Here is a 25,350-nt window from a genome sequence, read left to right as displayed (position 1 = left end):
TGTTGCCGTCCCGGGACGCTTCCCGGACGCGTGCGTGACACCGGTGGGGCCCGGCCCCTCGGCCCAGGCTCCCCCGGGACCGGCCGTCAGGAGAGCTCGGTGACCTTGCCGTCGGCCACTTCGACACGGCGCGTGGTGTGCACCGCGTCGAGCATCCGGCGGTCGTGCGTGACCAGCAGCAGAGTGCCCTGGTACGAGTCGAGGGCCGTCTCCAGCTGCTCGATCGCCGGCAGGTCCAGGTGGTTCGTCGGCTCGTCCAGCACGAGGAGATTGACGCCGCGTCCCTGGAGCAGCGCCAGGGCGGCGCGGGTGCGCTCCCCCGGCGAGAGCGTCGTCGCCGGGCGCAGCACATGCGCGGCCTTGAGTCCGAACTTGGCCAGCAGGGTGCGTACCTCCGCCGGTTCGGTGTCCGGGACCGCCGCGCAGAAGGCGTCGAGCAGCTTCTCGGTGCCGTAGAACAGCCCACGGGCCTGGTCGACCTCGCCGACGACGACGCCCGAGCCGAGTGATGCCTGGCCCGCGTCGAGGGGCAGGCGCCCGAGCAGGGCGGCGAGGAGGGTGGACTTGCCGGAGCCGTTGGCGCCGGTGATGGCGACCCGATCCGCCCAGTCGATCTGGAGCGACGCCGGCCCGAAACGGAAGTCGCCGCGGCGCACCTCCGCCTCACGCAGGGTGGCCACGACCGATCCGGAGCGCGGGGCGGACGCGATCTCCATCCGCAGTTCCCACTCCTTGCGCGGCTCCTCGACGACATCGAGCCGTTCGATCATCCGCTGCGTCTGGCGGGCCTTGGCCGCCTGCTTCTCGCTCGCCTCGCTGCGGAACTTGCGGCCGAGTTTGTCGTTGTCGCTCGCCTTGCGGCGGGCGTTCTTGACACCCTTGTCCATCCAGGACCGCTGCATCTGTGCGCGGCCTTCGAGGGCGGACCTCTTGTCGGCGTACTCCTCGTAGCCCTCGCGGGCGTGCCGGCGGGCCGTCTCCCGTTCCTCCAGATAGGCCGCGTAGCCGCCGCCGTACAGGGTGATCTGCTGCTGGGCGAGGTCGAGTTCGAGGACCTTGGTGACCGTGCGGGTGAGGAACTCGCGGTCGTGGCTGACGACGACGGTTCCGGCCCGCAGTCCGCGGACGAACGCCTCCAGCCGCTCCAGGCCGTCCAGGTCGAGGTCGTTGGTCGGCTCGTCGAGCAGGAAGACGTCGTAGCGCGAGAGCAGCAGGGAGGCCAGGCCGGCGCGGGCCGCCTGGCCGCCGGAGAGTGCGGTCATGGGGAGGTCGAGTCCCACGGTCAGCCCGAGGGTGCCCGCGACCTCCTCGGCGCGCTCGTCGAGGTCGGCCCCACCGAGGCTGAGCCAGCGCTCCAGACTCGTGGCGTACGCGTCGTCGGCGCCGGGTGCGCCGTCGACGAGCGCCTGGGTCGCCTCGTCCATGGCCTCCTGCGCGGCGGCGACGCCGGTGCGGCGGGCCAGGAACTGCCGCACGGTCTCGCCGGGGCGGCGTTCCGGCTCCTGCGGGAGGTGCCCGACCGTGGCGGAGGGCGGCGAGAGCTTCAGCTCGCCCTCCTCGGGCCGGTCGAGACCGGCGAGCATCCGCAGCAGGGTCGACTTTCCGGCTCCGTTGGCACCGACCAGGCCGATCACGTCGCCGGGTGCGACGACGAGGTCCAGTTCGGCGAAGAGCGTACGGTCGCCGTGTCCGGCGGCGAGATCCTTGGCGACGAGAGTGGCAGTCATCAGACCGCGATCCTAACGGGGGCCGGGCTCCGGTGGACCGCCCGGCCGGTCGGAGCCGGGCCGTACTCCTCATGCCGGGCCGTCGCTGGTGGAACGGCCGGCGTCGAGATCGTCGACGTACCTCGCGTGGGCGCCGCGCGCTTCGCTACGGTCCCTGCATGAGCGGCGATGTGGTGGTGATCGGGAGCGGCGTCATCGGGCTGACGACCGCCGTGGTGCTGGCGGAGAGCGGCCGGCGTGTGCGTCTGTGGACGCGGGACGCGGCGGAGGACACCACGTCCGCGGTGGCGGGTGCGCTGTGGTGGCCGTACCGGATCGAACCGGCGGAACGGGTCGGCGGGTGGGCGACGGCGACACTGCGGGTGTACCGGGAGCTGGCCGAGCGGCCCGAGGAGACCGGGGTGCGTCTGGTCGCGGGTGTCCTCGCCGACCAGGCGGTGACGCGGCTCGGGCCCTGGTCGGCCGAGGTGGAAGGGCTACGGGCCGCGGAGCCGGACGAGTTGCCTCCCGGCCACCGGGAGGGAGTGCGGGCGCGGCTCCCGCTGATCGACATGCCTGCCCATCTGAACTGGCTGCGGCGGCGCTTCGAGAGCGCGGGCGGCACGGTCGAGGTCAGGGACGTCCGTTCTCTCGCCGAGGCGGCAGCCGCGGGGCGAGTGGTGGTGAACTGCACGGGGCTGGGCGCCCGTGAGCTGGTGCCCGACGCAGGGGTCCAGCCCGTGCGCGGACAGCTCGTGCTGGTGGAGAACCCGGGCATCGACGAGTGGTTCGTCCTGGCCAAGGACAGGTCCGCCGAGAGCACGTACTTCTTCCCGCAGCCGGGCCGGCTCGTCCTCGGTGGCACCGCCGAGGACGGGGACCGGCGCACCGAGCCCGATCCGGCGGCGGCGGCGGCGATCGTGGCGCGTTGTGCCCGGTTCCGCCCCGAGATCGCGAAGGCCCGGATTCTCGGCCACCGGGTGGGGCTGCGTCCGGCGAGGGCCGCGGGCGTACGCATCAAGGCCGAGCAGCTGCCGGGTGGCAGTGCGGTGGTGCACAACTATGGACACGGCGGGGCCGGGGTGACGGTCGCGTGGGGGTGTGCCGAGGCGGCCTCCGCCCTCGTCGAGCAGAGCTGAAGCGCCGCCGGCGGAGAACCGACCGCAGCCGCCCGGCACGACAGCGGACGCCGTCCGGAGCCGGGCTACGGCTCCGGACGGCGTCCGGTGGTGCGACATACCGTGGCTGTCAGGGCTCCACGGGGCTCCGGTCGTCGTCGGGACCGACACCGGGGCCGATACGGATCTCGAAGTCACCGTCGTACTTGTGGTGTCCCGCGATGACCGCGGACTCCACGACCTCCGCACCCATCTCGCCGCGCACGATCAGCGGGTCGTGGCGCAGGTCGCGCATGAGCGCCACGCACATGCCGATCATCACGAGCACAAAGGGCGCGGCCACCAGGATGGTCAGATTCTGCAGACCGGCGAGCGCGTCGCCCTTGCCGTTGCCGATGAGCAGCATGATCGCCGCGACGGCGCCGGTGACCACACCCCAGAAGACGACGACCAGCTTGGTCGGCTCGAAGGAGCCCTTCTGGGAGAGCGTGCCCATCACGATCGACGCGGCGTCCGCGCCGGACACGAAGAAGATGCCGACGAGGATCATCACGAGCAGGCTCATGACGGTGGCGATCGGATACTGCTGGAGCACCGCGAAGAGCTGGCCCTCGGGCGTGGTCTCGTCGCCGAGCTGCTTGTTCTCCTGGAGCTTCATCGCCGTGCCGCCGAAGACCGCGAACCAGATCAGGCTGACGGTGCTCGGAACCAGGATGACGCCGCCGACGAACTGACGGATCGTCCGGCCGCGGCTGATGCGTGCGATGAACATGCCGACGAACGGCGTCCACGAGATCCACCAGGCCCAGTAGAAGACCGTCCAGCTGCCCAGCCACTCCGCGACGCCCTTACCGCTGGACGCCTCGGTGCGTCCGGCCAGCTCCGGCAGATCCCCGAAGTAGGCGGCGATGGACGAGGGCACCAGGTCGAGGATGATGATCGTCGGACCCGCGATGAAGACGAACAGCACGAGCAGCAGCGCCAGCACCATGTTGGTGTTGGACAGCCACTGGATGCCCTTCTCCACACCGGAGACGGCGGACAGGACGAACGCGAGCGTCAGCACCGCGATGATGCCGACGAGCAGTCCCGTGCCGACCTTGTTCATCCAGCCCAGTTCGGTGAAGCCGCTGCCGATCTGCAGGGCGCCGAGGCCGAGCGACGCCGCCGAGCCGAACAGCGTGGCGAAGATCGCCAGGATGTCGATGACCCGGCCCGTGGGGCCGTGCGCCTGCTTCTCGCCGATGAGCGGCACGAAGACCGCACTGATCGTCTGCCGGCGGCGCCGGCGGAAGGTGCTGTAGGCGATCGCGAGTCCGACGACCGCGTAGATCGCCCACGGGTGCAGGGTCCAGTGGAAGAGCGTGGTCGCCATCGCCGTCTGCATCGCGGCCGCCGAATCGGCGGGAGCGGTGCCCGGCGGGGGCGAGGTGAAGTGCGCGAGCGGTTCGCTCACTCCGTAGAACATCAGGCCGATGCCCATACCGGCGCTGAACATCATGGCGACCCAGGAGACCGTCTTGAACTCCGGGCCCTCGCCCTCCTGGCCGAGCGGGATCTTGCCGTACCGGCTGATGGCCAGCCAGAGGGCGAAGACGACGAATCCGGAGGCGGCCAGGACGAAGGCCCAGCCGCCGTTGTGGATCAGTCCGCTCAGCATCTTGCTGGACACGCTCTCGAGCGCGTCGGTGGCTACGGCGCCCCACACCACGAAGGCAAGGGTGAGTACGGCAGTGACTCCGAAGACCACCCGGTCCGTCGTAGGGCGCCCGGTCTCGTGGGGAGAACCGGGAAGATCAGCTGGCACCAGCTTCTCCTTCCGGCCCTCCGGTTCTGGTTCGTGCGACACAAGCGGCACCTTTCACGGATTGCTCGGAACAAACCTGCTTTCGCTTCCGCTACCCCGTACCACATGTGATCCACGCCACCCACGTCAACAGGCGGGCGTTGGTTCTCCCGATGTGAGGTGGTAAGTCGCCCGGGAATCCAGCAGCAGGGGCACCAGCTGCCGTCGGGACTGCCGCAGCGGCACGAACGCACCGTGACCGTCCGGTCGCGAGACGACACCGTGCAGGGCGAGTTCGTCCCTCACATCCGCAAACTGCGCGGCGTCCAGGCGGTAGCCGCAGGGCGGGTCGGCGAGCGTCTCCTCCGGTGTCGCCGGGTCGTTGTCGGCGCCACCGAGATAGACCGGGCCGCGGTCCCTGAATCCGGCGAGAGCGGCGGCGGTCGTCGCCGCCTCGATCCGGCCGCGCCGTTCGTCGGCGAAGGAGAACAGTCCGCCGAGGGCGGCCAGCTGACTGCCGACGCGGCGGCGGTTGTTGAGGGCCGCGTCCGCCTTCTCCTCCTCGGTCATGGGGTCGACGCGGCTCTCGATGAGCAGGCCCAGGGCGTTCTTCACGCCCGAGGCGTTGCGCAGGATGCGCTCCTGGCCGTCGCCCGCGGTCTGCTTGATCGGATCGCCGGTGACGGGGTCGGTCCAGATGCCGTACGTGCCCGTGGTGTGGCCTTCGTCGTGCGCGGCGGGGCGCACATAGCGCTCGGACAGCGCCCGCGACTCGTCGTGGACGCGGGCGTGGGTGTTGAGGTTGCGCGGCCAGAGATCGAAGAGGTCCTTGTCGTAGTACGGCGGAGTCGCGCCGTACTCGTGCAGGTCGTAGACGATGTCGGGCCGCTCGTCGCGCAGGACGGCGGCCATGGCCCGCCCCTCGGCGGTCTTCAGAGCGATGTGGTCGCGGTTGATGTCGACGCCGTCGGAGTTGCCGCGGGTGTCGGCAGCCCGCCCGTCCGGATTGGCCGTCGGGACGACGAGGATGCGGGTCCGGGACAGCAGCCTGCGGGTCGTGTCGTCGTCCGTGAAGGCGAGGTCGCGGATCGTGGTGAGACAGGCGTCCCGGCCTGAGGGTTCGTCGCCGTGCTGGGAGCAGATGAGCAGGACCGTGCTTGCGGCGTGCCGCGCGCCGATCCGGACGAGCTGGAGCGGCCGGCCCTCCTTGGTCGTCCCGATGCGGGCGACCGAGACCCGGTCGCTGCCGCGGTCGACGGCGCGCAGGAACGTCTGCTCCTCCGGCTGACCGGTCCAGCGCGCGCCGTTGCTGATCTCGAAGCCTGTACGCGGCGGCCGGTGGGCCGCCTCGGCGGGCGCGGTGATCAGCGGTACGGCCACGGCGGCAGCCGTCACGGCCAGGGCGAGTGTGCGCAGCGGTGCTCTCATCGGCTGCCCCCTGAGGGAATCGGACGGAACGGACGCGGTTCGGCGACACCGCCGGGGCGGGAGTCGCGGGGCGCGGGCGGGACGGCCGAGGGGGCCATGGCGCGTACGAAGGCCGGGGCGCCGCCGACGATCGGCAGCGAGGCCGAGGTGCGCGCCAGGTCGACGCGCAGCGTCGGGGTGCTCGCGGGCGGGTCGATGAGGTCCCGGTCCGTGCCGGCGACGATGAGTGCCAGCCGGTGGCCGGCCGGGACGACATGGTCACTGGCGTGCAGATCGAGCGTGATGGTGTACGCCCTGCCGGGTGTCAGCGGTCGGCCCTGGGCGGCGGACGCGTGGTTGCCGAGGTCGGCCCAGCCCCGGCTGAAGACGGTGTGGTCCACGGCGGCCGTGCGCGCCCGGGTCTCCTTGAAGCAGGGGCTGTCGCCGGGAGCGGTCGCACCCCAGCAGGTGCGCTCGGGAAGGGTGGTGATGCCTTCGCCGGCCGCCGCGTAGTCGCGGATGGTGTCGGGGCCGAGGTCGACGAGCACCGCGGACAGATGCGCGCTGCTGGTGTTCGGGGTGACGGTCACCTTCACCGTCGAGGACCCCGAGAGCCGCAGATCGCGTCCGAGGGGCCGGCTGACGAACCCGGCCTTGTCCGGGGTCGAGAGGTCGATGCGGGCGGCCCAGTCGGTCTCGTCCTTCGTGCGGTCGTCGGTGAAGGTCTCGCTCGCGCCGGGGCGGGCGGGGCGCAGGCCGAGCGTGCCGACCCCCGGTGCGGTGCCGATGCCGGGACGCAGTGTGGTGGCGTCCGTGGCGCGCGGCGGCCAGACACGGTCGGTGGACCACTGGTCGGGGGCGCGTTCGACGTCGGCCATGGGTTCGCGTTCGATGCCGTTGTCGTAACCGAGCAGGTAGTGGTCGAACCAGCGGTGCAGTGTCTTCACCCACTCGCCACGCCGGAAGTCGAACGGGTCGACGTGACCTGTCTGCGACAGCCACACCTTGCGCTCGACACCCTCGTCGGCGAGCGCGTCCCACCACTGGCCGAAGTGCTTGGAGCGGACGTTGAGGTCCTGCATGCCGTGCACGGCGAAAACGCTGGCGCGCACCTTGTCGGCGTCGCGGACGTAGTCGCGCTCGCTCCACAGGCGGGTGAGGTCTCCCGTGCGAGGGGCCTCGTCCACCAGGCGCTGCTGGACGGCCTGGCAGCGCGAGCGGGCGTCGGGGCTCTCGACGTAGTCGGACAGCCACTCGGGTCCCGAGTCGTAGAGGGGTGCGCCCTTGGCGAAGTAGTAGTCGTACCAGGAGGAGATGGCGGCGATCGGGACGATCGTCTCCAGGCCCTCCACTCCGGTGGCGGCGACACCGTTGGCGATGGTGCCGTCGTAGCTCTTGCCGATCATGCCGGTCCGGCCGTTGCTCCAGCCGGCTCCCGCGCGCTCGGTCCCGGTCCTGGTGGTGTAGCCGCGGGCGCGGCCGTTCAGCCAGTCGACGACGGCCTTGGCGGACTGGACGTCGGAGCGGCCACCGACGTCGACGCAGCCGTCGGAGCGGTTGGTGCCGGCGAGGTCGACGGCGACGAAGGCGTAGCCGCGCGGGACGAAGAAGTTGTCGTAGTAGAGCGGGAACTGGACCGGGTTGCCGTCCGCGTCGTACGTCTTGAGCTGGCTCTCGTTGCCACGGCCGCAGCAGGAGTAGTACGGGCTGGCGTCCATGATCACCGGGATCTTCCGGCCCTGCTGTGCCGGCTCCCGGGGCCGGACGATGTCCACGGCGACCCGGTCGCTGTTCCCGTCGCCGTCACCGTCGAGCCGGGTGTCCACCCAGACGGATTCCCGGATCGCGTTCTCGTAGGAGTGGACCGGCCTGCTCTCCCGCAGCGGGGCGCTCTGGGCGCCGGTGGGCGTGAGCGTCATGGCCATCAGGGCGGCCGACGCCGCCACCACCAGCGATCTGCACGTCAAGCGGGTGCCCCCCGCGCGTATCGGCATGGGCGGGAAGCTACTCCCGTCAACTTCCCTGCGACAGAGGGCAATCAGGGGGCAATCAAGGCATCCGTGCGCCGGACGGGACAGATGGGATCGGTGGCCGGCGGGAGACGGAGCCGCGTCGCCCGGGTCCCACGGCCCGTCTCGCGGGCCATCGCCCGGTCCGGGCTGGTGGGAGCGCTCTCAGCAGCCCGCCCGGGCACGGATATCCTGATACCGGCAGCGCATTCTCGCTGTCGCCCGACGCAGCCGACCGACCCAGCCGAGGAGCATCCGCCTTGCCCGAGCAGACCACTGGGTCCCGTCCCACGCTGGAAGCCGTCGCCGCGCGCGCCGGTGTCTCCCGGGCCACGGCCTCCCGGGTCGTCAACGGCGGCGCGGGGGTGCGCCGGCCGCTGGTGGACAAGGTCCGGCAGGCGGTCGAGGAACTCGGCTACGTACCGAACCACGCGGCGCGCACCCTGGTGACCCGGCGCAACGGTGCGGTCGCCGTGATCATCGCCGAGCCCGAGTTCAGGATCTTCTCGGACCCCTTCTTCGAGCAGCAGGTGCGCGGCATCAGCCGGGAGCTCACCGCGCACGACTCCCAGTTGGTGCTGCTGTGGGTCGAGGGCCCCGGCGACCACGACCGGATCGCCCGCTATCTCGGCGGCGGCCATGTGGACGGTGCGCTGGCCTTCTCGCTGCACAACGACGACGAACTGCCCTCCATCATCGGCCGGGTCAAGGTCCCGACCGTCTTCGGCGGCCGTCCCGGCTGGCCCGGTGCCTCCTCCGGTCTCGCCCTCCCCTACGTCGACTGCGACAACCGCGGCGGCGCCCGGGAGGCCGTGCGGCATCTGGTCTCGCTCGGCCGCGAGCACATCGCGCACATCGCGGGGCCGCGCGACCAGACCTCCGCACTCGACCGGATCGACGGCTACCGGGACGTGTTGCTCGACGCCGACCCCGACCTCGTCAGCCAGGGCGACTTCACCGTGGAGAGCGGTGCCCGTGCGATGGCGGAACTGCTCGACCGGCGCCCCGGCCTCGACGCCGTGTTCGCCTCGAACGATCTGATGGCTTCCGGCGCGCTGCGGACCCTGCGGGAGCGGGGACTTCGGGTGCCGGAGGACGTGGCGGTGGTGGGCTTCGACGACATGGCCTCGGTCGTCGAGTCGACCGACCCTCCGCTGACGACGGTCCGCCAGGACATCGAGGGCATGGGCCGGCTCATGGTGCGGCTGCTGATGCGCGTCCTGAACGAGGGCGAGCAGCACACCGGCGCTCCCGCCTCGGTGATCACCCCGACCACGCTGGTGCGGCGGGCCTCGGCCTGAGAGGCCGGGTGCCCGCCGCACACGGTGCTGGTCTCCTTCGCCCGCTGGTGACCGGCGCGACCGGCGGGCCGGTGCACCCGGCGCCGGCACGATCCGCCGAACCGCCCGCTCAGCCGAAGGGAATCACCAGCACCGACCTGTCCGTGCCGGTCTGGAGCTTCGCGGTGCCGTTGCCGATGGCGTGCCACACCTCCAGCCGTACGGTGCCGTTCTTCAGGTCACCGAGACTCCCGGTCGCCGAGCGCAGTCCGCGCGACTGGGCGTACTCCTCCCAGCCCGCCACCGGGTCGGTGGCGAAGTACTGGTAGGTCTCGGTGCGGTCGAAGGTGCCGTCGCCCGTGAAGTCGTAGCTGACCCGGGCCTGCTGGCCGAGGCCCACCGCCGTGCCCGCGTCGAGCTGGAGGCGGAAGGCGGTGGCTGCGCCGGGCGTGACCGTGCCGTTGACCTGCTTGGCCTGGTAGACGAGCGGCTGGTTCGGGGTGCCGTCGTGATTGCCGCCGCCGGCGGAGGCGATCGTGTCACTGCCGGCCGTGCCACCGGTGGCGGTGGTCAGCGTTCCTCCCGTACGGAGTTGGAAGGTGTTCCCGGTCGGCGGATCGGGATCCGGGTCGGGGTCCGGGTCGCCGGTGCCCGTTCCCGTGCCGGTCGCCGTCGAACGCGCCGGTACGGAGAGCGTCTTGCCGTCGGAGAACGTCACCGTGCGGGCCGTGGCGCCGTAGTTGTGCGCGGCGTAGGTCCGTGCCGTCCCCTTGGTGAACACGGCGGACGTCGGGATGTCCCCGGTGACCGTCGCGTCGGGCGCCCCGATGGCGTCGAGGGTGGTCAGCCAGTGGTAGGTGTGCGCCTTGGACTCGCCCTGTTCGGGCGTGTATCCGGCATGGCCCCCGTCCCACTTGGCCTTCGCCGCCGCGGGATCGGCGAACGACTGGAACTCCCAGAGGATGTCGCGCCATTCGACGGCGGGGCCGCCGTTCTCGCGCTCCATCTCGGCGATGTTGCGCCGGATCGCGGTCTTCTCGCCGCCCAGGTGGAGTGAACCACCGGTCACGGGCAGGACGTTGATGCCGTGGATCTCCTCCGGGTTGGCGGTCCACCAGGTCGCGTAGGCCCCGCCGCTGCCCCACACCATGCCGACCGTGTCATGGCCGAAGGAGGACGGGAAGACCTGCTGGTCGGCGTCGAACCAGTACTGGCCGATCGCCTCGGACTCGGTGGTGAGCAGATAGGTGCCGAGGTCGCGCAGAGCGGTGTCACCGGTGGCCGAGCCCCACAGCACGAGGCCCGCGCTGAGGTTGATGGACTCCGACGACGACTCCTGGTTGTTGCCGGCGGCGAAGCCCTGGTGCCCGGAGGCCCAGCTGTGCCCGGCGTACACGTCGAAGCCGCGCAGGAAGGGGAAGGCGGAGTCGCTGCGGCTGGGGTTGGCCGCGTCCCGCACCAGGGTCTTCACCATGCCGCCCCAGGCGGAGTCGGCGGCCCAGGCCTGGTCGTACTGGGCGACGATCGCGGCCGCGTAGATGTAGTAGCTGTAGTGGAAGTGGTGGTCGTTGAGTTCGGTGTCGCTGCCGTACGAGGCGGGGTATCCGGTGAGCGTCTTCCACGCCTTGTCGTAGCTGAACTCGCTGACGCCCCCCGCCGTGAACCAGTCCTGAAGCCGGCCCTTGAGCAGCCCGATGAGCTTGTCGCGGGTGGCGGTCTCGCCGATCTGGTCGGCGACGGGGACCAGTTGGGCGAGGCGGCCGAGCGCCTTGCCCGTCCAGTAGGTGTCCGTGTAGCCGGAGAAGGGGTCGGCCGCGTTCGCGACCTCGTTGAGATAGCCGCGCAGCCGTGCGGTGTCGACGGCGTTGGTCCTCGGCAGCCCGGGCAGCACGGCGGACGCCTTCTGGCTGGTGCTGAAGGACGCGGACTCGCGGACCTTCATCGTCCCGCGCGGTGAGACGTAGGTGTACGAGGTCAGCGGGTCGGTGCTGTTCATCCACTGATGGCGGTAGAGCGCCTGGAGCGTCCCGCGCTCGGTGCCCTCCTTGGCCTCGGTGGTCAGGGTGTACGTGGCCCGGGAGTTGCCGCCGGTGTAGCTCCAGCTCGCCTGGGAGCCGGTGACGAAACTGAAGGCGTACTTCCGGTAGGTGGCCAGCGCGTCGGTGGAGGGCAGGACGGCGAGGGAGAAGTAGTCCTTGGCGCCGAGGCCGGCGGTGATGGTCGAGCCGGAGACCGTCCAGTCGCTGCCCGTGGGGGCGAACAGCGCGTAGTGGTGGCCCGCGACCGTGATGCCGAGGACGTTGCCCTGGTCGGCGAAGACCGTGGGCGCCGCCGCGGTGGTGATCTGGGCGGCTGCCCCGGAGCCCTTGGCATATACGAACGGCATGCCGTGGCCGATGGTGGTGCGCAGGGTTCGCGTGCCGTCCGACCAGTAGGGGGTCACGGTCCAGTCGGACCATGCATCGGCCTTGGTGTCGGGCGAGTTGAGCCCGCTCAGGCCGAGGGTGAGGTCCCGCTTGTGCGCGTACTCGTACTGACGGCCGTCGCCGACGATGGCGGCCGTCGTCGGGTAGCCGATGTCGAGCCCGCCGGCGGTGGCCTGGTACGTCAGCGGGTGGCCGTACATGGGGGTGGAGTACGGGTTGTCGCCGTAGCGCTGGAAGGCCAGGGAGGACCACCAGTCGTTGGTGGGGACCGGCTTGTCCTTGGCGGCGGGCGTGGTCTTGGGGGTGACCGGCGCGCCGGTGTTGGTGGTCGGGCCCGACGTGCCGGCGGGGCGGCTGTCGGAGTAGCTGCCAGAGCCTACGGGGATGGTTGCGGCCGCCGCCGGAGTGGCGGCCGGGCCCAGGCCGACGGCGGCCAGGGCTGTGACCAGGAACAGCGCGGCAGCTGGTCTGGTGCGGTGGGCTGGCATGGACGGCACCTCGAGTCATGAGGGAAAGGGCGTCCGAGAGCGCTCTCAGATGCCCTGCAACGTAAAACTCCTGAAACAGACGTGTCAATAGATGGGACACAGGCCCCAGTTGGGGCTGAGTCCAAGCCGTTACGCCTTCGAGTCTTGACGGGACGAGCCCCTCCGGGGCACGCTCCAGTCGCATCTTTGAGAGCGCTCTCAATGGCGGTCTCGCTCCACCGAAGCCAAGGGAGGCTTCCCATGCCCATCGCCCGAGCCGCCAAGAGGGCCGTCGTCCGCGTGGGTGCGGTCGCACTCACCGGAGCACTTCTGGCCGCATGCGGATCCGGTTCCTCGGACGGCGCGTCGGACAGCGCGGACGGGAAGGTCACGATCACGGTCGACCTCTTCGGTTCGTTCGGATACAAGGAGGCCGGGCTGTACGCGGAGTACGAGAAGCTCCACCCGGGCGTCACGATCAAGCAGAGCGACACCGAGGACGAGCAGGACTACTGGAAGTCGCTGCAGACCCGGCTCGCGGGCGGTGGCGGCCTCGCCGACGTGCAGGGCATCGAGGTGGGCCGCATCGCCGCCGTCACCCAGCAGCAGGCCGACAAGTTCGAGGACCTGAAGAAGTACGGCGCCGACAAGCTCAAGAGCCAGTTCGCCGACGCCAAGTGGTCCGCGGCCACCGGCAAGGACGGCCAGGTCCTCGGCCTCGGCACCGACGTCGGCCCGGAGGCCATGTGCTACCGCACCGACCTCTTCGAGAAGGCCGGACTGCCCACCGACCGGACCGAGCTGGCGGCCAAGTGGTCCACCTGGGACGGCTACCTCGCCCTGGGCAAGGAGTACAAGAAGAAGGCCCCCGCCAAGAGCGCCTGGATGGACAGCGTCGGCAGCCTCTACACGATCATGGTCGGCCAGGAGGAGGAGCGGTACTACGACGCCTCCGGCAAGCTGATCTACGAGAACAACCCGCCGATCAAGGCGGCCTGGAAGGCGTCCGCCGATGCCGCGAAGGCGGGCCTGAGCGCCAAGCTCGACCAGTGGTCGCCGCAGTGGAACCAGGCGTTCTCCGCCGGCTCGTTCGCCACGATGCCCTGCCCCGCCTGGATGCTCGGCTACATCAAGGGCCAGGCCGGTGAGGCCGGCAAGGGCAAGTGGGACATCGCCAAGCTGCCCGGCGGCGCGGGCAACTGGGGCGGCTCGTACCTCTCCATCCCCCGGGCCGCCAAGCACAAGAAGGAGGCGTACGACCTGATCCAGTGGCTGACCGCCCCCGCGCAGCAGGCCAAGCTCTTCACCAAGCAGGGCAACTTCCCGTCGTCCACGGGAGCCATCGCTCAGGTCGCCGACGCCAAGGACCCGTACTTCTCCGACGCGCCGATCGGCCAGATCTTCGGTGACGCCGCCAAGGCCGCCCCGGTGCAGGTGCTCGGCGTCCACGACAAGAACGTGGCCGACCAGATCACCAACGCGCTGAGCGAGGTGGAGCGCAAGGGCACCTCGCCCGACAAGGCCTGGTCGACCGCGAAGAAGAACGTGGAGAACGCCACCGGCTGACCCCGGTCCCCACGATCCGGAGGCCGGTCCTGGACCCGGCCACCCGCTCCGGAGGCCGGTCCTGGCCCCCGGCCACCACGCCCCGGAGGCCGGTCCTCGACACCCGGCCGGACCGGCCTCCGGACTCCACGCCTCTCCCGTACGCCCGTACCCCCGTACCTCCTCCCGAAGGGCCGCTCGTGACCCTCACCGCCACCCCGAAGCCGGACGCGCCCCGGCCACCGGCGCCCCCGCAGCCGTCGGCCGCGCACCGGACCTGGCGGAAGCTGACCCCGTACGCCTATGTGGCGCCGTTCTTCACGCTGTTCGCCGCCTTCGGCCTCTTCCCGCTGATCTACACGGCGTTCGTGTCGCTGTACCGGGTGGAACTGCAGACGCCCGGCGACATGCAGTGGCGCGGCCTGGACAACTACACCGCGCTCTTCGGCGACGAGATCTTCTGGACCGCACTGCGCAACACCTTCACCATCGGGGTGCTGTCCACGGTCCCGCAGCTGGTGATGGCACTGGGCCTGGCCCATCTGCTCAACTACCGTCTGCGCGGCCGCACTTTCCTGCGTACGGCGATGCTGCTGCCCTACGCCACATCGGTCGCGGCGGCGACGCTGGTCTTCGCCCAGCTCTTCGGCCGCGACTTCGGACTGATCAACTACGCCATCGGTCTGGTCGGCATCGACCCGGTCGACTGGCAGACCGGCACCGTCAGTTCGCAGATCGCCGTCTCCACGATCGTGATCTGGCGGTGGACCGGCTACAACGCACTGATCTATCTGGCGGGCATGCAGTCCATCCCGAGCGAGCTGTACGAGGCTGCCGAGATGGACGGCGCCTCCCGCTGGCGGCAGTTCTTCCATGTGACGCTGCCGGGGCTGCGGCCCACGATCGTCTTCACCGTCGTCGTGTCGACGATCGGCGCGACACAGCTCTTCGGAGAGCCGCTGCTGTTCGAGGGCTCCATCTCCGGCGGTATCTCGCACCAGTACCAGACGCTCGGTCTCTACATGTACGAACAGGGCTGGGGCTTCTTCCACCTGGGCCGGGCCGCCGCCATCGCCTGGGTGATGTTCCTGCTGATCCTGGTGCTCGTCGGGGTCAACGCCCTGATCGCGCGCCGCCGTTACCGCAAGGAGGCCGGCCGATGACCGCGCTCGCCGCTCCGCCGACCGAGCCGCCCACCACGGACCGGCGCCCCCGGACCCCGCGCCGGCGCAGGACCCGCGCCGGACGCACCATGCGCGGCGGCAAGCTCACCTACGCGATCCTGATCGTCGCGCTGCTGATCTCGGCGTTCCCGTTCTACTGGACGATCGTCGCGGCCAGCCGGTCCAACGCCGATCTGGCGAAGGTGCCTCCGTCGCTGCTGCCCGGGCCGAACCTGATGCGCAACTTCGAGGCGGTGATGGAGGAGGCGGACATCGGCAAGGCGCTGCTGAACTCCCTCATCGTCTCGGGCTCGATCACCGTCGGCACCGTGCTGTGCTGCACGCTCGCCGGTTTCGCCTTCGCCAAGCTGCGCTTCCGCGGCCGTGGCGCGCTGCTGGCGATCACGGTGGGCACCATGATGATCCCGCCGCAGCTCGGGGTGATCCCGCTGTTCATGCTGATCGCCGAACTGCAGTGGGTGAACCAGCTCCAGGCCGTCATCCTGCCCGGGCTCGTCTCCGCCTTCGGTGTGTTCTTCATGCGGCAGTACCTGGTGCAGTCGCTGCCGGACGAACTGATCGAGGCGGCACGGGTGGACGGCGCCTCCAGTGCCCGGATCTTCTGGTCCGTCGTGGTGCCCATCGCCCGGCCGGGCATGGCCGTCCTCGGCATGCTCACCTTCATGGCCGCGTGGAACGACTTCTTCTGGCCGATCGTCGCCCTGTCCTCGCAGGAGCCGACCGTGCAGGTCGCCCTGCGCCAGCTCGGCGGCGGCTATGTCCACGACCAATCCGTGATCATGGCCGGCACGCTGCTCGGCACCCTTCCCGTGCTGCTCGTCTTCGGCCTGCTCGGCAGGCAGATCGTGGGAGGCATCATGCAGGGCGCCGTGAAGGGCTGAGCCCCGGCAGCCGATCGCATTGCCACCCCCCACCGCTCCACCACACCTCCTGGGAGTTCCGCCTCATGACCGCTGTCGACGCCCGCCCCGATACGACGACGGAGCTCCGGTTCCCCGCCGCATTCCGCTGGGGCACCGCGACCGCCGCGTACCAGATCGAAGGCGCAGCCACGGAGGACGGCCGTACGCCGTCCATCTGGGACACCTTCAGCCGCACCCCCGGCAAGGTACGCAACGGCGACACCGGCGACATCGCCGCCGACCACTACCACCGGATGCGCGAGGACGTCGCGCTGATGAAGCAGCTCGGCATCACCGACTACCGTTTCTCGGTCTCCTGGCCCCGGGTGCAGCCGACCGGCCGGGGCCCGGCCGTGCAGAAGGGCCTGGACTTCTACCGCCGGCTCACCGACGAGCTGCTGGCGGCGGGCATCCGTCCGGTGGCCACGCTCTACCACTGGGACCTGCCGCAGGAACTGGAGGACGCCGGCGGCTGGCCGCAGCGTGAGACGGCGCAGCGTTTCGGCGACTACGCGGGCATCATGGCGGACGCGCTCGGCGACCGCGTGGCTGCCTGGATCACCCTCAACGAGCCGTGGTGCGCGGCTTTCCTGGGCTATGGCAACGGCGTCCACGCGCCCGGCCGCACCAGTGCGCACGCCTCCCTGCGCGCCGCGCACCACTTCAATCTGGCGCACGGCTGGGCGGCGCAGGCGCTGCACTCCGCCCTTCCTGCGACGTCCGAGATCGCGCTGACGCTCAATCTGCACGCGGTCCGTCCGCTGACGGACTCCGCGGCCGATCTGGACGCGGTGCGGCGGATCGACGCCGTCGGCAACCGTGTCTTCCTCGAACCGGTCTTCCACGGCCGGCTCCCGGAGGACCTGGTCCGCGACACCGCGACGGTGACCGACTGGTCCTTCGTCAGGGAGGGGGATCTGGAGGCGATCTCCACCCCGATCGACTGGCTGGGCATCAACTACTACTCCCCCACGGTCGTCGCCGCCGGGTCCTCCGAGTCGCCGTCGCCGTGGGCGGGAGCCGAGGAGCACGTACGGTTCGTCCCCGCGCCGGGCCCGCGCACCGCGATGGACTGGCCGGTCGACGCCGAGGGGCTGTACGACCTGCTGACCCGGCTGAGCGAGGACCTGCCGGGTGTTCCGCTGGTCATCACCGAGAACGGAGCGGCGTACGACGACTACGCCGACCCCTCGGGCGCGGTCCACGACCCCGAGCGCGTCGCCTACCTGACGTCGCATCTGACGGCCGTGCACCGGGCGATCGAGTCCGGGGCGGATGTGCGCGGGTACTTCCTGTGGTCGCTGCTGGACAACTTCGAGTGGGCTTACGGGTACAGCAAGCGGTTCGGCATCGTCCATGTAGACTTCGCGACCCAGCGGCGGACCTTCAAGGACAGCGCACGCTGGTACGGCGACGTCGTCGCGCGCGGCGGGCTGGCCCGCTGAGGCCGGCGGCCCGCCGCGCCTCGCGCGCGAGCGGGAGGTAGCGCAGCCGGTCGGGGAGTACGGGCACCACGGCCCGTACGACCCGGCCGAGGCGGACGAGCGCCCGCTCCTGGCGGTCGGTCCATTCGAGGCCGATCGCCGCGCGTGCCTCGGGTGGCATGAGCCCGATGGTGAGGAACCGGCGGATACGGACGAACGACGGCAGGAGCGCGGGCCAGAGGGTCCCGAGAAGCGCTCTGACGGGCAGCGGGCCGAGGCCGGGCGGCGGCACCGGCGCGTCCAGGGCGATGAGTTCGCGCAGGACGGCGGTCTCCTCCACCTCGTCGGCGAGCATCCTGCGGAAGTAGGGCCAGAAGTCCTCGATCGTCGGGGGCATGTCCCTCTCGCGGATGCCGAGGACCCGGCCGACCTGGAGCCACTCCGCGTACAGCCGGCGCTCCTGCGCCTCGGTGAGGGGACGCGCGAGATAGCGCAGCGCGTGCTGGAACACGGGGAAGCCCGTGGCGTGCACCCAGGCGTAGTAGTCGGGGCTCAGCGCGTGGTATACGCGGCCGTAGGGGTCGGTGCCCTGCACGGACCGGTGGAGCCGGCGCACCCGCTGCCCTTCGCGGGCGGCCTCCTCCCCGCCGTACACCCACAGCTGGAGCGAGTGCAGAGAGCGCTCACCGCGGCCCCAGGGATCGGTGCGGAAGACGGAGTGCTCGTCGACGCCCGCGGCGACGGCGGGGTGGGCGACCTGGAGGGCGAGTGCGGCGGGCAGCATGAGCAGCTCGCGGACGTCGCCGACGACGGACCAGAGCACGCCGCCCGGCGGTGGCGGCGCAGGGGCCACAACCTTGGACATATCGCCATTTTACGGCCTGCTCCCCTGCCTTCACGGCCTCCTGCTCGGCTTCGTACGTCTGCGGACCGAAGCCGGCGCCGTCCTGGTGCGTCAGGGTGTGGTGCCGGCCTTCTCCGGCTGGGCCGGGACCTGGACGAGGAGCCCTTCGAGATCCTCCAGACAGGCCCGGGCGGCGGCGATCCGGTCGCGGAGTTCCTGGGCGGCCTCGGGGTCGGGTGCCGCAGGCGCCTTGCGCTCCTCGTCCAGCACCCGGGCCTGTTCGAGCGAGTTGATGACCACCCCGATCAGCAGATTGACCAGCAGGAACGAGCTGAGCAGCACATACGAGGCGTAGTAGAGAACGGACCAGGGCGAGATCTGTAGACCCGCGTTGACTGCGTCGCCCAGTCCGTCAAGGGTCATCAGCACGAAGAGGGTGAGTGCCGCCCTGCCGAGCGAGCCGTAGTGCTCCGGGTCGGCCGTGGCGAAGGACGCCCAGCCGAGCATCGCGTACAGATACAGCAGCAGCGTGCCGACCAGCAGGAAGCTCACGGCGCCCGGGATGCTCTTGCCGATGGCGGTGACGATGATCCGCAGCTGCGGCAGAAAGCGTGCGGTGCGGATGACCCGGGCCAGGCGCAGCAGCCGCAGCACGGTGGTGTTCTCACTGAGGAACGGCAGGAACGCGCTGAGGACGACCACCATGTCGAAGATGTTCCAGGGGTTGCGGAAGAAGTCCGCGGGGCGGTCGGCGTGAGCGGCGGCGCGCATCAGGATCTCCAGGGTGAACACCCCCAGAAGCAGGTGTTCGAGGAATTTCAGCTGGAACTCCCAGCGGTCGGCGAAGCCCGCGTACGTCTCCACTCCCAGCAGGATCGCGTTGACCGCGATGGCGCAGACGGCGACGGTGGAGAACCAGTCCTCCTCGGTCAGCAGACGGGCGCGGTACGCCAGTTGTCGCCTTCGGTCGTTCGCCATGTCGGTGCGCAGGCTCATTCGTTCCCCACCTGAGGTGTCTTCCGCTGTGAACTCTCCAGACTTGCGCACACATGTCCGTGGGACGGGCGACGCACACACCGGGGCCCGACAAGCCCACCCGGAGGGGTACCCCCTTCGCACACATGCCCGGCCCGTGCGTTGGTGAGATCGTTTCGTGGCGGCAAGAAAGAAGGCCCCGAGCCATTACCAAGGAGTAACTGCGGCTGCTTTGATGTGCGTCGCCGCTCGTACCCCCCACCTCACCCGGGAGTCCCTGTGCCGCCGTCCTCGCTCCGCCGCCTGCCCGCCGCGGCCCTGTCGACCGCGCTCGCCGCCGCCGTCCTCACCGGCACGGCCCCGACGGCCTCCGCCGCGCCGGACGCGACGCCGCGCCTGAAGGTGCTGACGTACAACACCTTCCTCTTCAGCAAGACGCTCTATCCCAACTGGGGCCAGGACCACCGGGCCGCGGCGATTCCCGCGACCTCGTTCTTCCAGGGCAACGACGTCGTCGTCATCCAGGAGGCGTTCGACAACTCGTCCTCGGACGCCATGAAACAGAACGCCGCCGCGCAGTACCCCTACCAGACACCGGTGATGGGGCGGAGCAAGACCGGCTGGGACGCGACCGGCGGTTCCTACTCGGCCGCCACTCCCGAGGACGGCGGTGTCGCCGTCCTCAGCAAGTGGCCGATCGTCCGCAAGGAGCAGTGGGTCTACAAGGACGCGTGCGGTTCGGACTGGTGGTCCAACAAGGGTTTCGTGTACGCGGTGCTGAACGTGAACGGCACGAAGGTGCACGTCGTGGGCACGCACGCGCAGTCCACCGACTCCGGCTGCGGCACGGGCGAGGCGGCCCGGATGCGCAGCCGGCAGTTCCGGGCGATCGACGCGTTCCTGGACGCCAAGAAGATCCCGGCGTCCGAACAGGTCCTCGTGGCGGGTGACTTCAACGTGGACTCCCGCACCCCGGAGTACGCGACGATGCTCGCCGACGCCGGGCTGGTCGGGGCGGACACCCGCAAGGGTCACCCGTACTCCTTCGACACCGAGCAGAACTCGATCGCCGCGGATCGCTACCCGGACGACGCCCGCGAGGACCTCGACTACGTCCTGCACCGTGCCGGGCATGCGCGGCAGGCCGGCTGGACCAATGACGTGATCAAGGAGCAGAGCGCGCCCTGGACGGTCTCCAGCTGGGGCACGGACTACACGTACACGAACCTCTCCGACCACTACCCGGTGACCGCGTCGGGGCAGTAGGCGCAAGCCCTTGGCGGCCGGTCGGGCCCCCTGGGGACCGCGACGGCGGCCGCGAGGGTGCAGGCGTTCGGACGTGGTGGCCCGTGACAGCTCTCGGGCATGTCACGGGCCACCACTGCCGTGTGCCGCCCCGAACGGTCGGCCCGCCTTCGACGGGTCAGCCATCCGGCGGCAGGGACCGTCGCGGGCCACATGGGTTTCGTCGGCGGCACGTGGACGACACGGGTCGTGACCGTGACGGCGGGGCCGGTCCGGGCCCTCGGCCGCCGACCGGCCGCATGGCAGGCGTGACGTTTCACCTCTCTGGCCGAACTGCCGTACCCGGGCGGTGCGGCACCCGGATGGCAGCGGGCCGATCCGCTGACCGGCCCCACGGTCACGGGCACGAACGGCCGGTGCCACGACGTGCGTCGTGAGGGCACGCAGCGAGGGCCCGGCAGCGGTACGACAGCGCCGATCAGCGCGCAGCCGGCCCGTCCCGGACCAGGCCGGAGGGACGCGGTACGTCCGCGGGTCATCGAGAGGGGGCTGCGTCTCCTCCGGGACACGGGCACCGGAGGCGGACCGGTGTGGCCGGCCGCCTGGCGGCGGGCGGCACCGGGCGGATGTCCGCGAACCCAGAGCGCCGGGCGGCCGCGATGCCAGTGCGAAACGGGGAGGCCCCCGCCTGCCGCAGCCCAGCCGCCGAACGATCTGACCACCCGTGAAGAACCGCTCTTCCGGGGGCCTTCCACACCCTTGTCGATGTGTCAGGGTCATGCCACATTGAGACCGCACTCCGGACTGGTCCAGTCCACACTGCTTCTCGGTAAATCCCCCCCACAGCGCACACCTGCGAAGGAGAAGCCCCCCATGAGACGCACGCTCCGCGCGCGCATCTGCCTTTCGGTACTGCTCACCCTGCCCGCCGTCGGTCTCGGAACCGGGACCGCCCACGCCGCGCCCGACCCGGTGCCGAGCCCCGCCCCGGGTGTCACGGCCTCCCCCGGCCAGTACGCACTCGACTCCACGCTCGAACGGACCCTTGGCGACCGCTCGGCCGGCTCGTACCTGGACTCCCAGACCGGCGACCTCGTCATCACCGTGACCGACCAGTCCGCCGCCGAAGAGGTACGCGCCTCGGGCGCCCGGGCCGAACTCGTCGAGCGCAGCACCGCCCAGCTCGAAGCCGCCATGAACGTCCTCGAGACCAAGGCGAAGATCACCGGCACGTCGTGGGGCATCGACCCCTCGACCAACCAGGTCGCGATCGAGGCCGACCGGTCCGTCTCCACGCTCTCCATGGCGCGCCTGACGCGGGTCGCCGCCACCCTCGGCGACGCCGTCCGCATCGCGCGTGTGCCGGGGGTGTTCACCAAGGAGGTCGCCGGCGGTGACGCCATCTACGGCGGGGGCGTCCGCTGCTCCGCCGCCTTCAACGCCGCGAAGGGCACGGTCCGCTACTTCGTGACCGCGGGCCACTGCACCAATCTCGGCGACACGTGGTCGGCCACGTCCGGCGGCGCCGCGATCGGGACCCGCGAGGGCACCAGCTTCCCGACGAACGACTACGGCATCGTGCGCTACACCGGCACCGACCAGCCCGCCGGGAGCGTCAACCTGTACAACGGCAGCTACCAGGACATCGCCTCCGCCGCCGACGCCATCGTCGGCCAGGCCGTCCACAAGAGCGGCTCCACGACGCAGGTGACCGCCGGCACCGTCACCGCCGTGAATGTCACGGTGAACTACGGCGACGGACCGGTCTACGGCATGGTCCGCACCACCGCCTGCTCGGCGGGCGGCGACAGCGGCGGCGCCCACTTCGCCGGTTCCGTCGCGCTGGGCATCCACTCGGGCAGCGCCGGCTGCACGGGAACGAACGGCTCGGCGATCCACCAGCCGGTGACCGAAGCACTGGCTGCGTACGGCGTGACCGTCTACTGACGTCATCGCGCGGACGGCCGAGGGTCGCTCACCCCGAGCGCGCACCCTCGGCCGTCCCGAGCGCACGTCCTCGTCCCCTGAAGCCGCGTGCGCACGGCGCGTACGCCCGGCCTCCCGGGGCCGTGCATGCCCCTCCCGCGGCCCGCGGCCCCCCTCAGTCGTGGTCGTACACCGTGACCGCCGTCCCCCGCGATGTCAGCCGGTCGGTTATCAGCGGTTCGACCCGTGACCATCTGCCGCCCGCGAGCCCGCAGCCGATCCGCGGCATGTGCACCGACGCCGACAGCTCCGCCGCCTTCACCGCCACCGCGGCGAGCGCCGTGTCGATCGCCTCGTACCGCACGGGAACGCCCTTGCTCCCGGTCCTCGTCCCCCGCTGTCCCACCATGTTGGCGACCCACAGATACGGGCCGACGCGGACGAACTGCACGGCGCCGAGGCCGAAGTCGTTCGACGCGCGCTCCCGGTGCCAGCGGCGGTAGGCCTGCTCGGGCTCCGGCCAGCGGCGGGACAACGCCAGCACGAAGCCCTTCCCCCAGCCGCCCAGGTCGTTGCAGACGTGCGCGATCAGCTTCACCCCCTTGCCCTGCGGCGCGGTGGCGTCCCCCCGTACATACGTGATCCCCGACATGCATCCACCGTACGGATCACCACTGACAATCGTCACCGACGATCGTTCCGCCCGCTCCCAGCGCTTTCACAACAATGGTGAGACAGCAATACTGTTGCACCGCAGGGAGATCGACGACGAGCGGTGGAGAGCGAGGCACGAGCGTGGCGACCGAGACCGACGAGCCGACCCTCACCGTCGACGAACTGGCTGCCCGTGCCGGGGTGACCGTACGCACCGTGCGCTTCTACAGCACCCGCGGGCTGCTGCCCCCGCCGACGATCGGGCCCCGCCGCGTGGGCCAGTACGGCCCCGCCCATCTGTCCCGGCTGGCCCTCATCGAGGAGCTCCAGCACCAGGGCATGACGCTGTCCGCCATCGAACGCTATCTCGAACAGCTGCCGGACGACCTCAGCGCCCACGATCTCGCGATCCATCGCGCGATGGTGGCGTCCTGGGCGCCGGACTCCGCGGAGGAGGCGACCGCCGCCGAGCTGGAACGGCGGGCCGGGCGGCCGCTGAGCGAGGAGGACATCGGCCGGCTGGTTGCGATGGACGTCCTGCAACGGGCGCCGGAGCCGGGCGTCTTCCGGCTCGACCACGGACTGTTCCGGCTGGGCGTGCAGCTACTGGACGTGCCCATCGCCCACGAGACGATCCTCGCCGCCCGCACGGTTCTGGTCGAGCACACCCGCTCGGCCGCCCAGGAGCTCACCCGGCTGTTCCGCGACGAGGTGTGGAACCCCTACCGGCGCCGGGAGGCCGACCCGGAGCACGTGGCGGCGATGAAGTCCCTGTCGGCCCATATGCAGCCGCTGGTGGTGCAGGCCCTGGTCACCGCGTTCCAGCGGTCGCTCAAGGAGGAGCTACGGGCCGCGTTCGGGTCGGAGCCGGACACCGAACACGGCCCGGACCCCAGGTCCGCGACCTAGGTCCGCAGACGGCCCAGCACCCTGCCCATCGCCCGGTGCACCGCCTCGCGCGACTCGTCCGTCGGGTCACGGGTCTCGAAGCCGTGGTGCCCGTGTGGCACATCGACCACCTCGACATGCGCTCCGCAGCCGGTGGCCGCGGCCAGGAACTCTGCGACGGTGGCCGCGATCTCGGGGCTCTCCAGCCCGACCCGGGTGAGCACGATCGGCAGCGTACCCGCGTGCGTCACCGCCTCCGCGGGCCGGAAACGGCCGCCCGGGAGTCCCCAGTTCGGCAGGGGCGCCAGGACCGGGTACGTGGCCGCCAGGCAGCGCAGCCAGGTCGGCGGCGCCGCCAGCCAGTCCGCCGCGATCGGGCCGCCGCCCGAGAAGAACCACAGAGCGATCCGGTCCGCGTCCACCCGCGGATCGGCCCGGACCCTCTCCACCGCGGCCGCCACGTCGTCGGCGGCCCGCTCGTAGTCGGCGACGTCGTGCAGGCGGTGGTCGAGCGTCACGCCCACCACGCCCTCGCCGGCCGCGTACCGGGCGTACCCCGTCAGCGTCGGCCAGTCCCGTGGGGTGGGCCGGGCGTCGGCGGGCACCGGGCCGCCGTGCACGAAGACGACCGCCGGGCGCGGCCCCTCCGCGTGGGCCGGCGGATACAGGTCCACGTTGCCGATCCGCTCGCGGGGAAGCTCGGGCACGTCGAGCAGGAAGGGCCGCAGATGGGCGGGCGGCTCCGTGGCGTCGGCCGGCTCCAGCCGGTCTCCCTCACCGGCGGCGGCCTTCCGCAGGACGTCGGCAAGCTCGGCGGGGCAGGACAGCATGGGCCAGTGCCCGGTGGGCAGTTCGAAGAAGGTCACGCCGGGGGCCGTCAGGACCTGGAGGGCGGGATCGCCCATGCCCACCAGCATCCGGACCAGCTCGATGCTCGTACCGTTGCCGGTGCACAGCACACCGGTGGTGGGGACCGCGGCGACGGCGCCGGTGAGCCGCAGCGGTTGGAGCAGCGTGCCCAGCGGCTGTGGTGCGGCGAGGTCGGTGAGCCGGTCGAGCGCCGCTGCGGGAACACCCGCCGTGCTGCCCCAGCGCTGCCACTCGTCACGGGCCGGGGCCGGCAGCTTCCCCGGCTCCGCCCCGTCCCGCTCGGCGATCTGCTCGCGCAGGCGCTGGTCGGGCACCGCGGCCAGGGCCGGGACACCGTCCCGCGGCAGCGCGGAGTCCACACAGACGATCCGGGCGACGCGCTCCGCCCGTCTGTCGGCGGCGCCCATCACGGGATGGACGCCGTAGTCGTGGCCGACGAGCACGATCTCCCGGCCCGGCGCCGGGTCCACCGTGTCGAGCACCCCGAGCACATCGGCGATGTGTGTCTCCAGATCGACGCGCCTCTCGGCGTCGGTGGGCTCGGCGGCGCGGGCCTCTCCGAGCCCGGTGAGGTTCACCGTGTGCACCTCGTCGCCCGCCTTCGCCAGTCGTGCGGCCGTCTCCTCCCACACCTCTGCGCCGGTGAACACGCCTGGCACCAGGATGAATACGGTCATGAGCCTCTCCTCGATCC

18 protein-coding genes are annotated in these 25,350 nt (G+C 71.1%); 9 read left to right on the top strand and 9 right to left on the bottom strand.

Features of this window, described 5'->3' with window-relative positions; genetic code table 11:
• Positions 1-86: 86 nt before the first annotated feature.
• Positions 87-1,727 (bottom strand): ABC-F family ATP-binding cassette domain-containing protein, encoded by a 1,641-nt coding sequence (locus OHA05_RS31285; RefSeq protein WP_328862376.1) that lies wholly within the window; start codon positions 1,725-1,727, stop codon positions 87-89.
• Positions 1,728-1,885: 158 nt separating this feature from the next.
• On the opposite strand from OHA05_RS31285, the gene OHA05_RS31280 reads away from it, so the two are divergent.
• On the top strand, positions 1,886-2,845 hold the full coding sequence (locus tag OHA05_RS31280) for an FAD-dependent oxidoreductase (protein ID WP_328862375.1): 960 nt from the start codon (positions 1,886-1,888) through the stop codon (positions 2,843-2,845).
• A 109-nt stretch (positions 2,846-2,954) separates the two neighbouring features.
• Here OHA05_RS31280 and OHA05_RS31275 read toward each other — a convergent pair whose 3' ends face one another.
• The 3 genes from OHA05_RS31275 to OHA05_RS31265 all read right to left on the bottom strand — a co-directional run bounded on the left by OHA05_RS31275 (position 2,955) and on the right by OHA05_RS31265 (position 8,011).
• Positions 2,955-4,631, bottom strand: a complete 1,677-nt coding sequence (locus tag OHA05_RS31275) for a BCCT family transporter (protein ID WP_313942904.1) — start codon at positions 4,629-4,631, stop codon at positions 2,955-2,957.
• 126 nt (positions 4,632-4,757) lie between these two features.
• Entirely contained in the window at positions 4,758-6,038 is a 1,281-nt protein-coding gene (locus OHA05_RS31270) for a M14 family metallopeptidase (protein WP_313942905.1), read from the bottom strand.
• Entirely contained in the window at positions 6,035-8,011 is a 1,977-nt protein-coding gene (locus OHA05_RS31265) for a Xaa-Pro dipeptidyl-peptidase (protein WP_328862374.1), read from the bottom strand. Before OHA05_RS31265 ends, OHA05_RS31270 begins: the two co-directional genes overlap by 4 nt.
• Positions 8,012-8,286: 275 nt before the next feature.
• On the opposite strand from OHA05_RS31265, the gene OHA05_RS31260 reads away from it, so the two are divergent.
• A complete protein-coding gene (locus tag OHA05_RS31260) occupies positions 8,287-9,327 on the top strand; it encodes a LacI family DNA-binding transcriptional regulator (protein WP_328862373.1) in 1,041 nt (346 codons plus the stop codon).
• A 109-nt stretch (positions 9,328-9,436) separates the two neighbouring features.
• Here the strand turns inward: OHA05_RS31260 and OHA05_RS31255 are convergent, their stop codons facing one another.
• A complete protein-coding gene (locus OHA05_RS31255; protein ID WP_328862372.1) occupies positions 9,437-12,220 on the bottom strand; it encodes a glycosyl hydrolase in 2,784 nt (927 codons plus the stop codon).
• Between the two features lie 240 nt (positions 12,221-12,460).
• Here OHA05_RS31255 and OHA05_RS31250 point away from each other — a divergent pair, with 240 nt between their 5' ends.
• The 4 genes from OHA05_RS31250 (at position 12,461) to OHA05_RS31235 (ending at position 17,275) form a co-directional block, all read left to right on the top strand.
• Complete coding sequence (locus OHA05_RS31250; protein WP_313942909.1) at positions 12,461-13,765, top strand: ABC transporter substrate-binding protein; 1,305 nt, start codon at positions 12,461-12,463, stop codon at positions 13,763-13,765.
• Between the two features lie 179 nt (positions 13,766-13,944).
• Entirely contained in the window at positions 13,945-14,907 is a 963-nt protein-coding gene (locus OHA05_RS31245; protein WP_328862371.1) for a carbohydrate ABC transporter permease, read from the top strand.
• Positions 14,904-15,809, top strand: a complete 906-nt coding sequence (locus OHA05_RS31240; RefSeq protein WP_328862370.1) for a carbohydrate ABC transporter permease — start codon at positions 14,904-14,906, stop codon at positions 15,807-15,809. The genes OHA05_RS31245 and OHA05_RS31240 overlap by 4 nt, the downstream gene beginning before the upstream one ends.
• Positions 15,810-15,874: 65 nt before the next feature.
• Positions 15,875-17,275 (top strand): GH1 family beta-glucosidase, encoded by a 1,401-nt coding sequence (locus OHA05_RS31235; protein WP_328862369.1) that lies wholly within the window; start codon positions 15,875-15,877, stop codon positions 17,273-17,275.
• Here OHA05_RS31235 and OHA05_RS31230 read toward each other — a convergent pair.
• Positions 17,217-18,119, bottom strand: a complete 903-nt coding sequence (locus tag OHA05_RS31230) for an oxygenase MpaB family protein (RefSeq protein WP_328862368.1) — start codon at positions 18,117-18,119, stop codon at positions 17,217-17,219. The genes OHA05_RS31235 and OHA05_RS31230 overlap by 59 nt on opposite strands.
• A 90-nt stretch (positions 18,120-18,209) precedes the next feature.
• Complete coding sequence (locus OHA05_RS31225) at positions 18,210-19,094, bottom strand: ion transporter (protein ID WP_328862367.1); 885 nt, start codon at positions 19,092-19,094, stop codon at positions 18,210-18,212.
• A gap of 258 nt (positions 19,095-19,352) precedes the next feature.
• Here OHA05_RS31225 and sph point away from each other — a divergent pair, with 258 nt between their 5' ends.
• Complete coding sequence (sph, locus tag OHA05_RS31220) at positions 19,353-20,339, top strand: sphingomyelin phosphodiesterase (protein WP_328862366.1); 987 nt, start codon at positions 19,353-19,355, stop codon at positions 20,337-20,339.
• Between the two features lie 852 nt (positions 20,340-21,191).
• Positions 21,192-22,265: a S1 family peptidase gene (locus OHA05_RS31215; protein ID WP_313942916.1), complete on the top strand. Its 1,074-nt coding sequence runs from the start codon at positions 21,192-21,194 to the stop codon at positions 22,263-22,265.
• A gap of 154 nt (positions 22,266-22,419) precedes the next feature.
• Here the strand turns inward: OHA05_RS31215 and OHA05_RS31210 are convergent, their stop codons facing one another.
• Positions 22,420-22,896 (bottom strand): macro domain-containing protein, encoded by a 477-nt coding sequence (locus OHA05_RS31210; RefSeq protein WP_328862365.1) that lies wholly within the window; start codon positions 22,894-22,896, stop codon positions 22,420-22,422.
• Between the two features lie 143 nt (positions 22,897-23,039).
• On the opposite strand from OHA05_RS31210, the gene OHA05_RS31205 reads away from it, so the two are divergent.
• Positions 23,040-23,807 carry a MerR family transcriptional regulator gene (locus tag OHA05_RS31205; protein WP_328862364.1) on the top strand — a complete coding sequence of 256 codons (768 nt, stop codon included), beginning with the start codon at positions 23,040-23,042 and terminating at the stop codon, positions 23,805-23,807.
• Here OHA05_RS31205 and OHA05_RS31200 read toward each other — a convergent pair.
• A complete protein-coding gene (locus OHA05_RS31200; protein ID WP_328862363.1) occupies positions 23,804-25,333 on the bottom strand; it encodes an alpha/beta fold hydrolase in 1,530 nt (509 codons plus the stop codon). The two genes, OHA05_RS31205 and OHA05_RS31200, sit on opposite strands and share 4 nt — an antisense overlap.
• Positions 25,334-25,350: the final 17 nt, after the last annotated feature.

The sequence above is a fragment of the Streptomyces sp. NBC_00306 genome, assembly GCF_036169555.1.
Taxonomy (GTDB): domain Bacteria; phylum Actinomycetota; class Actinomycetes; order Streptomycetales; family Streptomycetaceae; genus Streptomyces; species Streptomyces achmelvichensis.
This window is presented reverse-complemented; position numbering and strand designations above follow the sequence as displayed.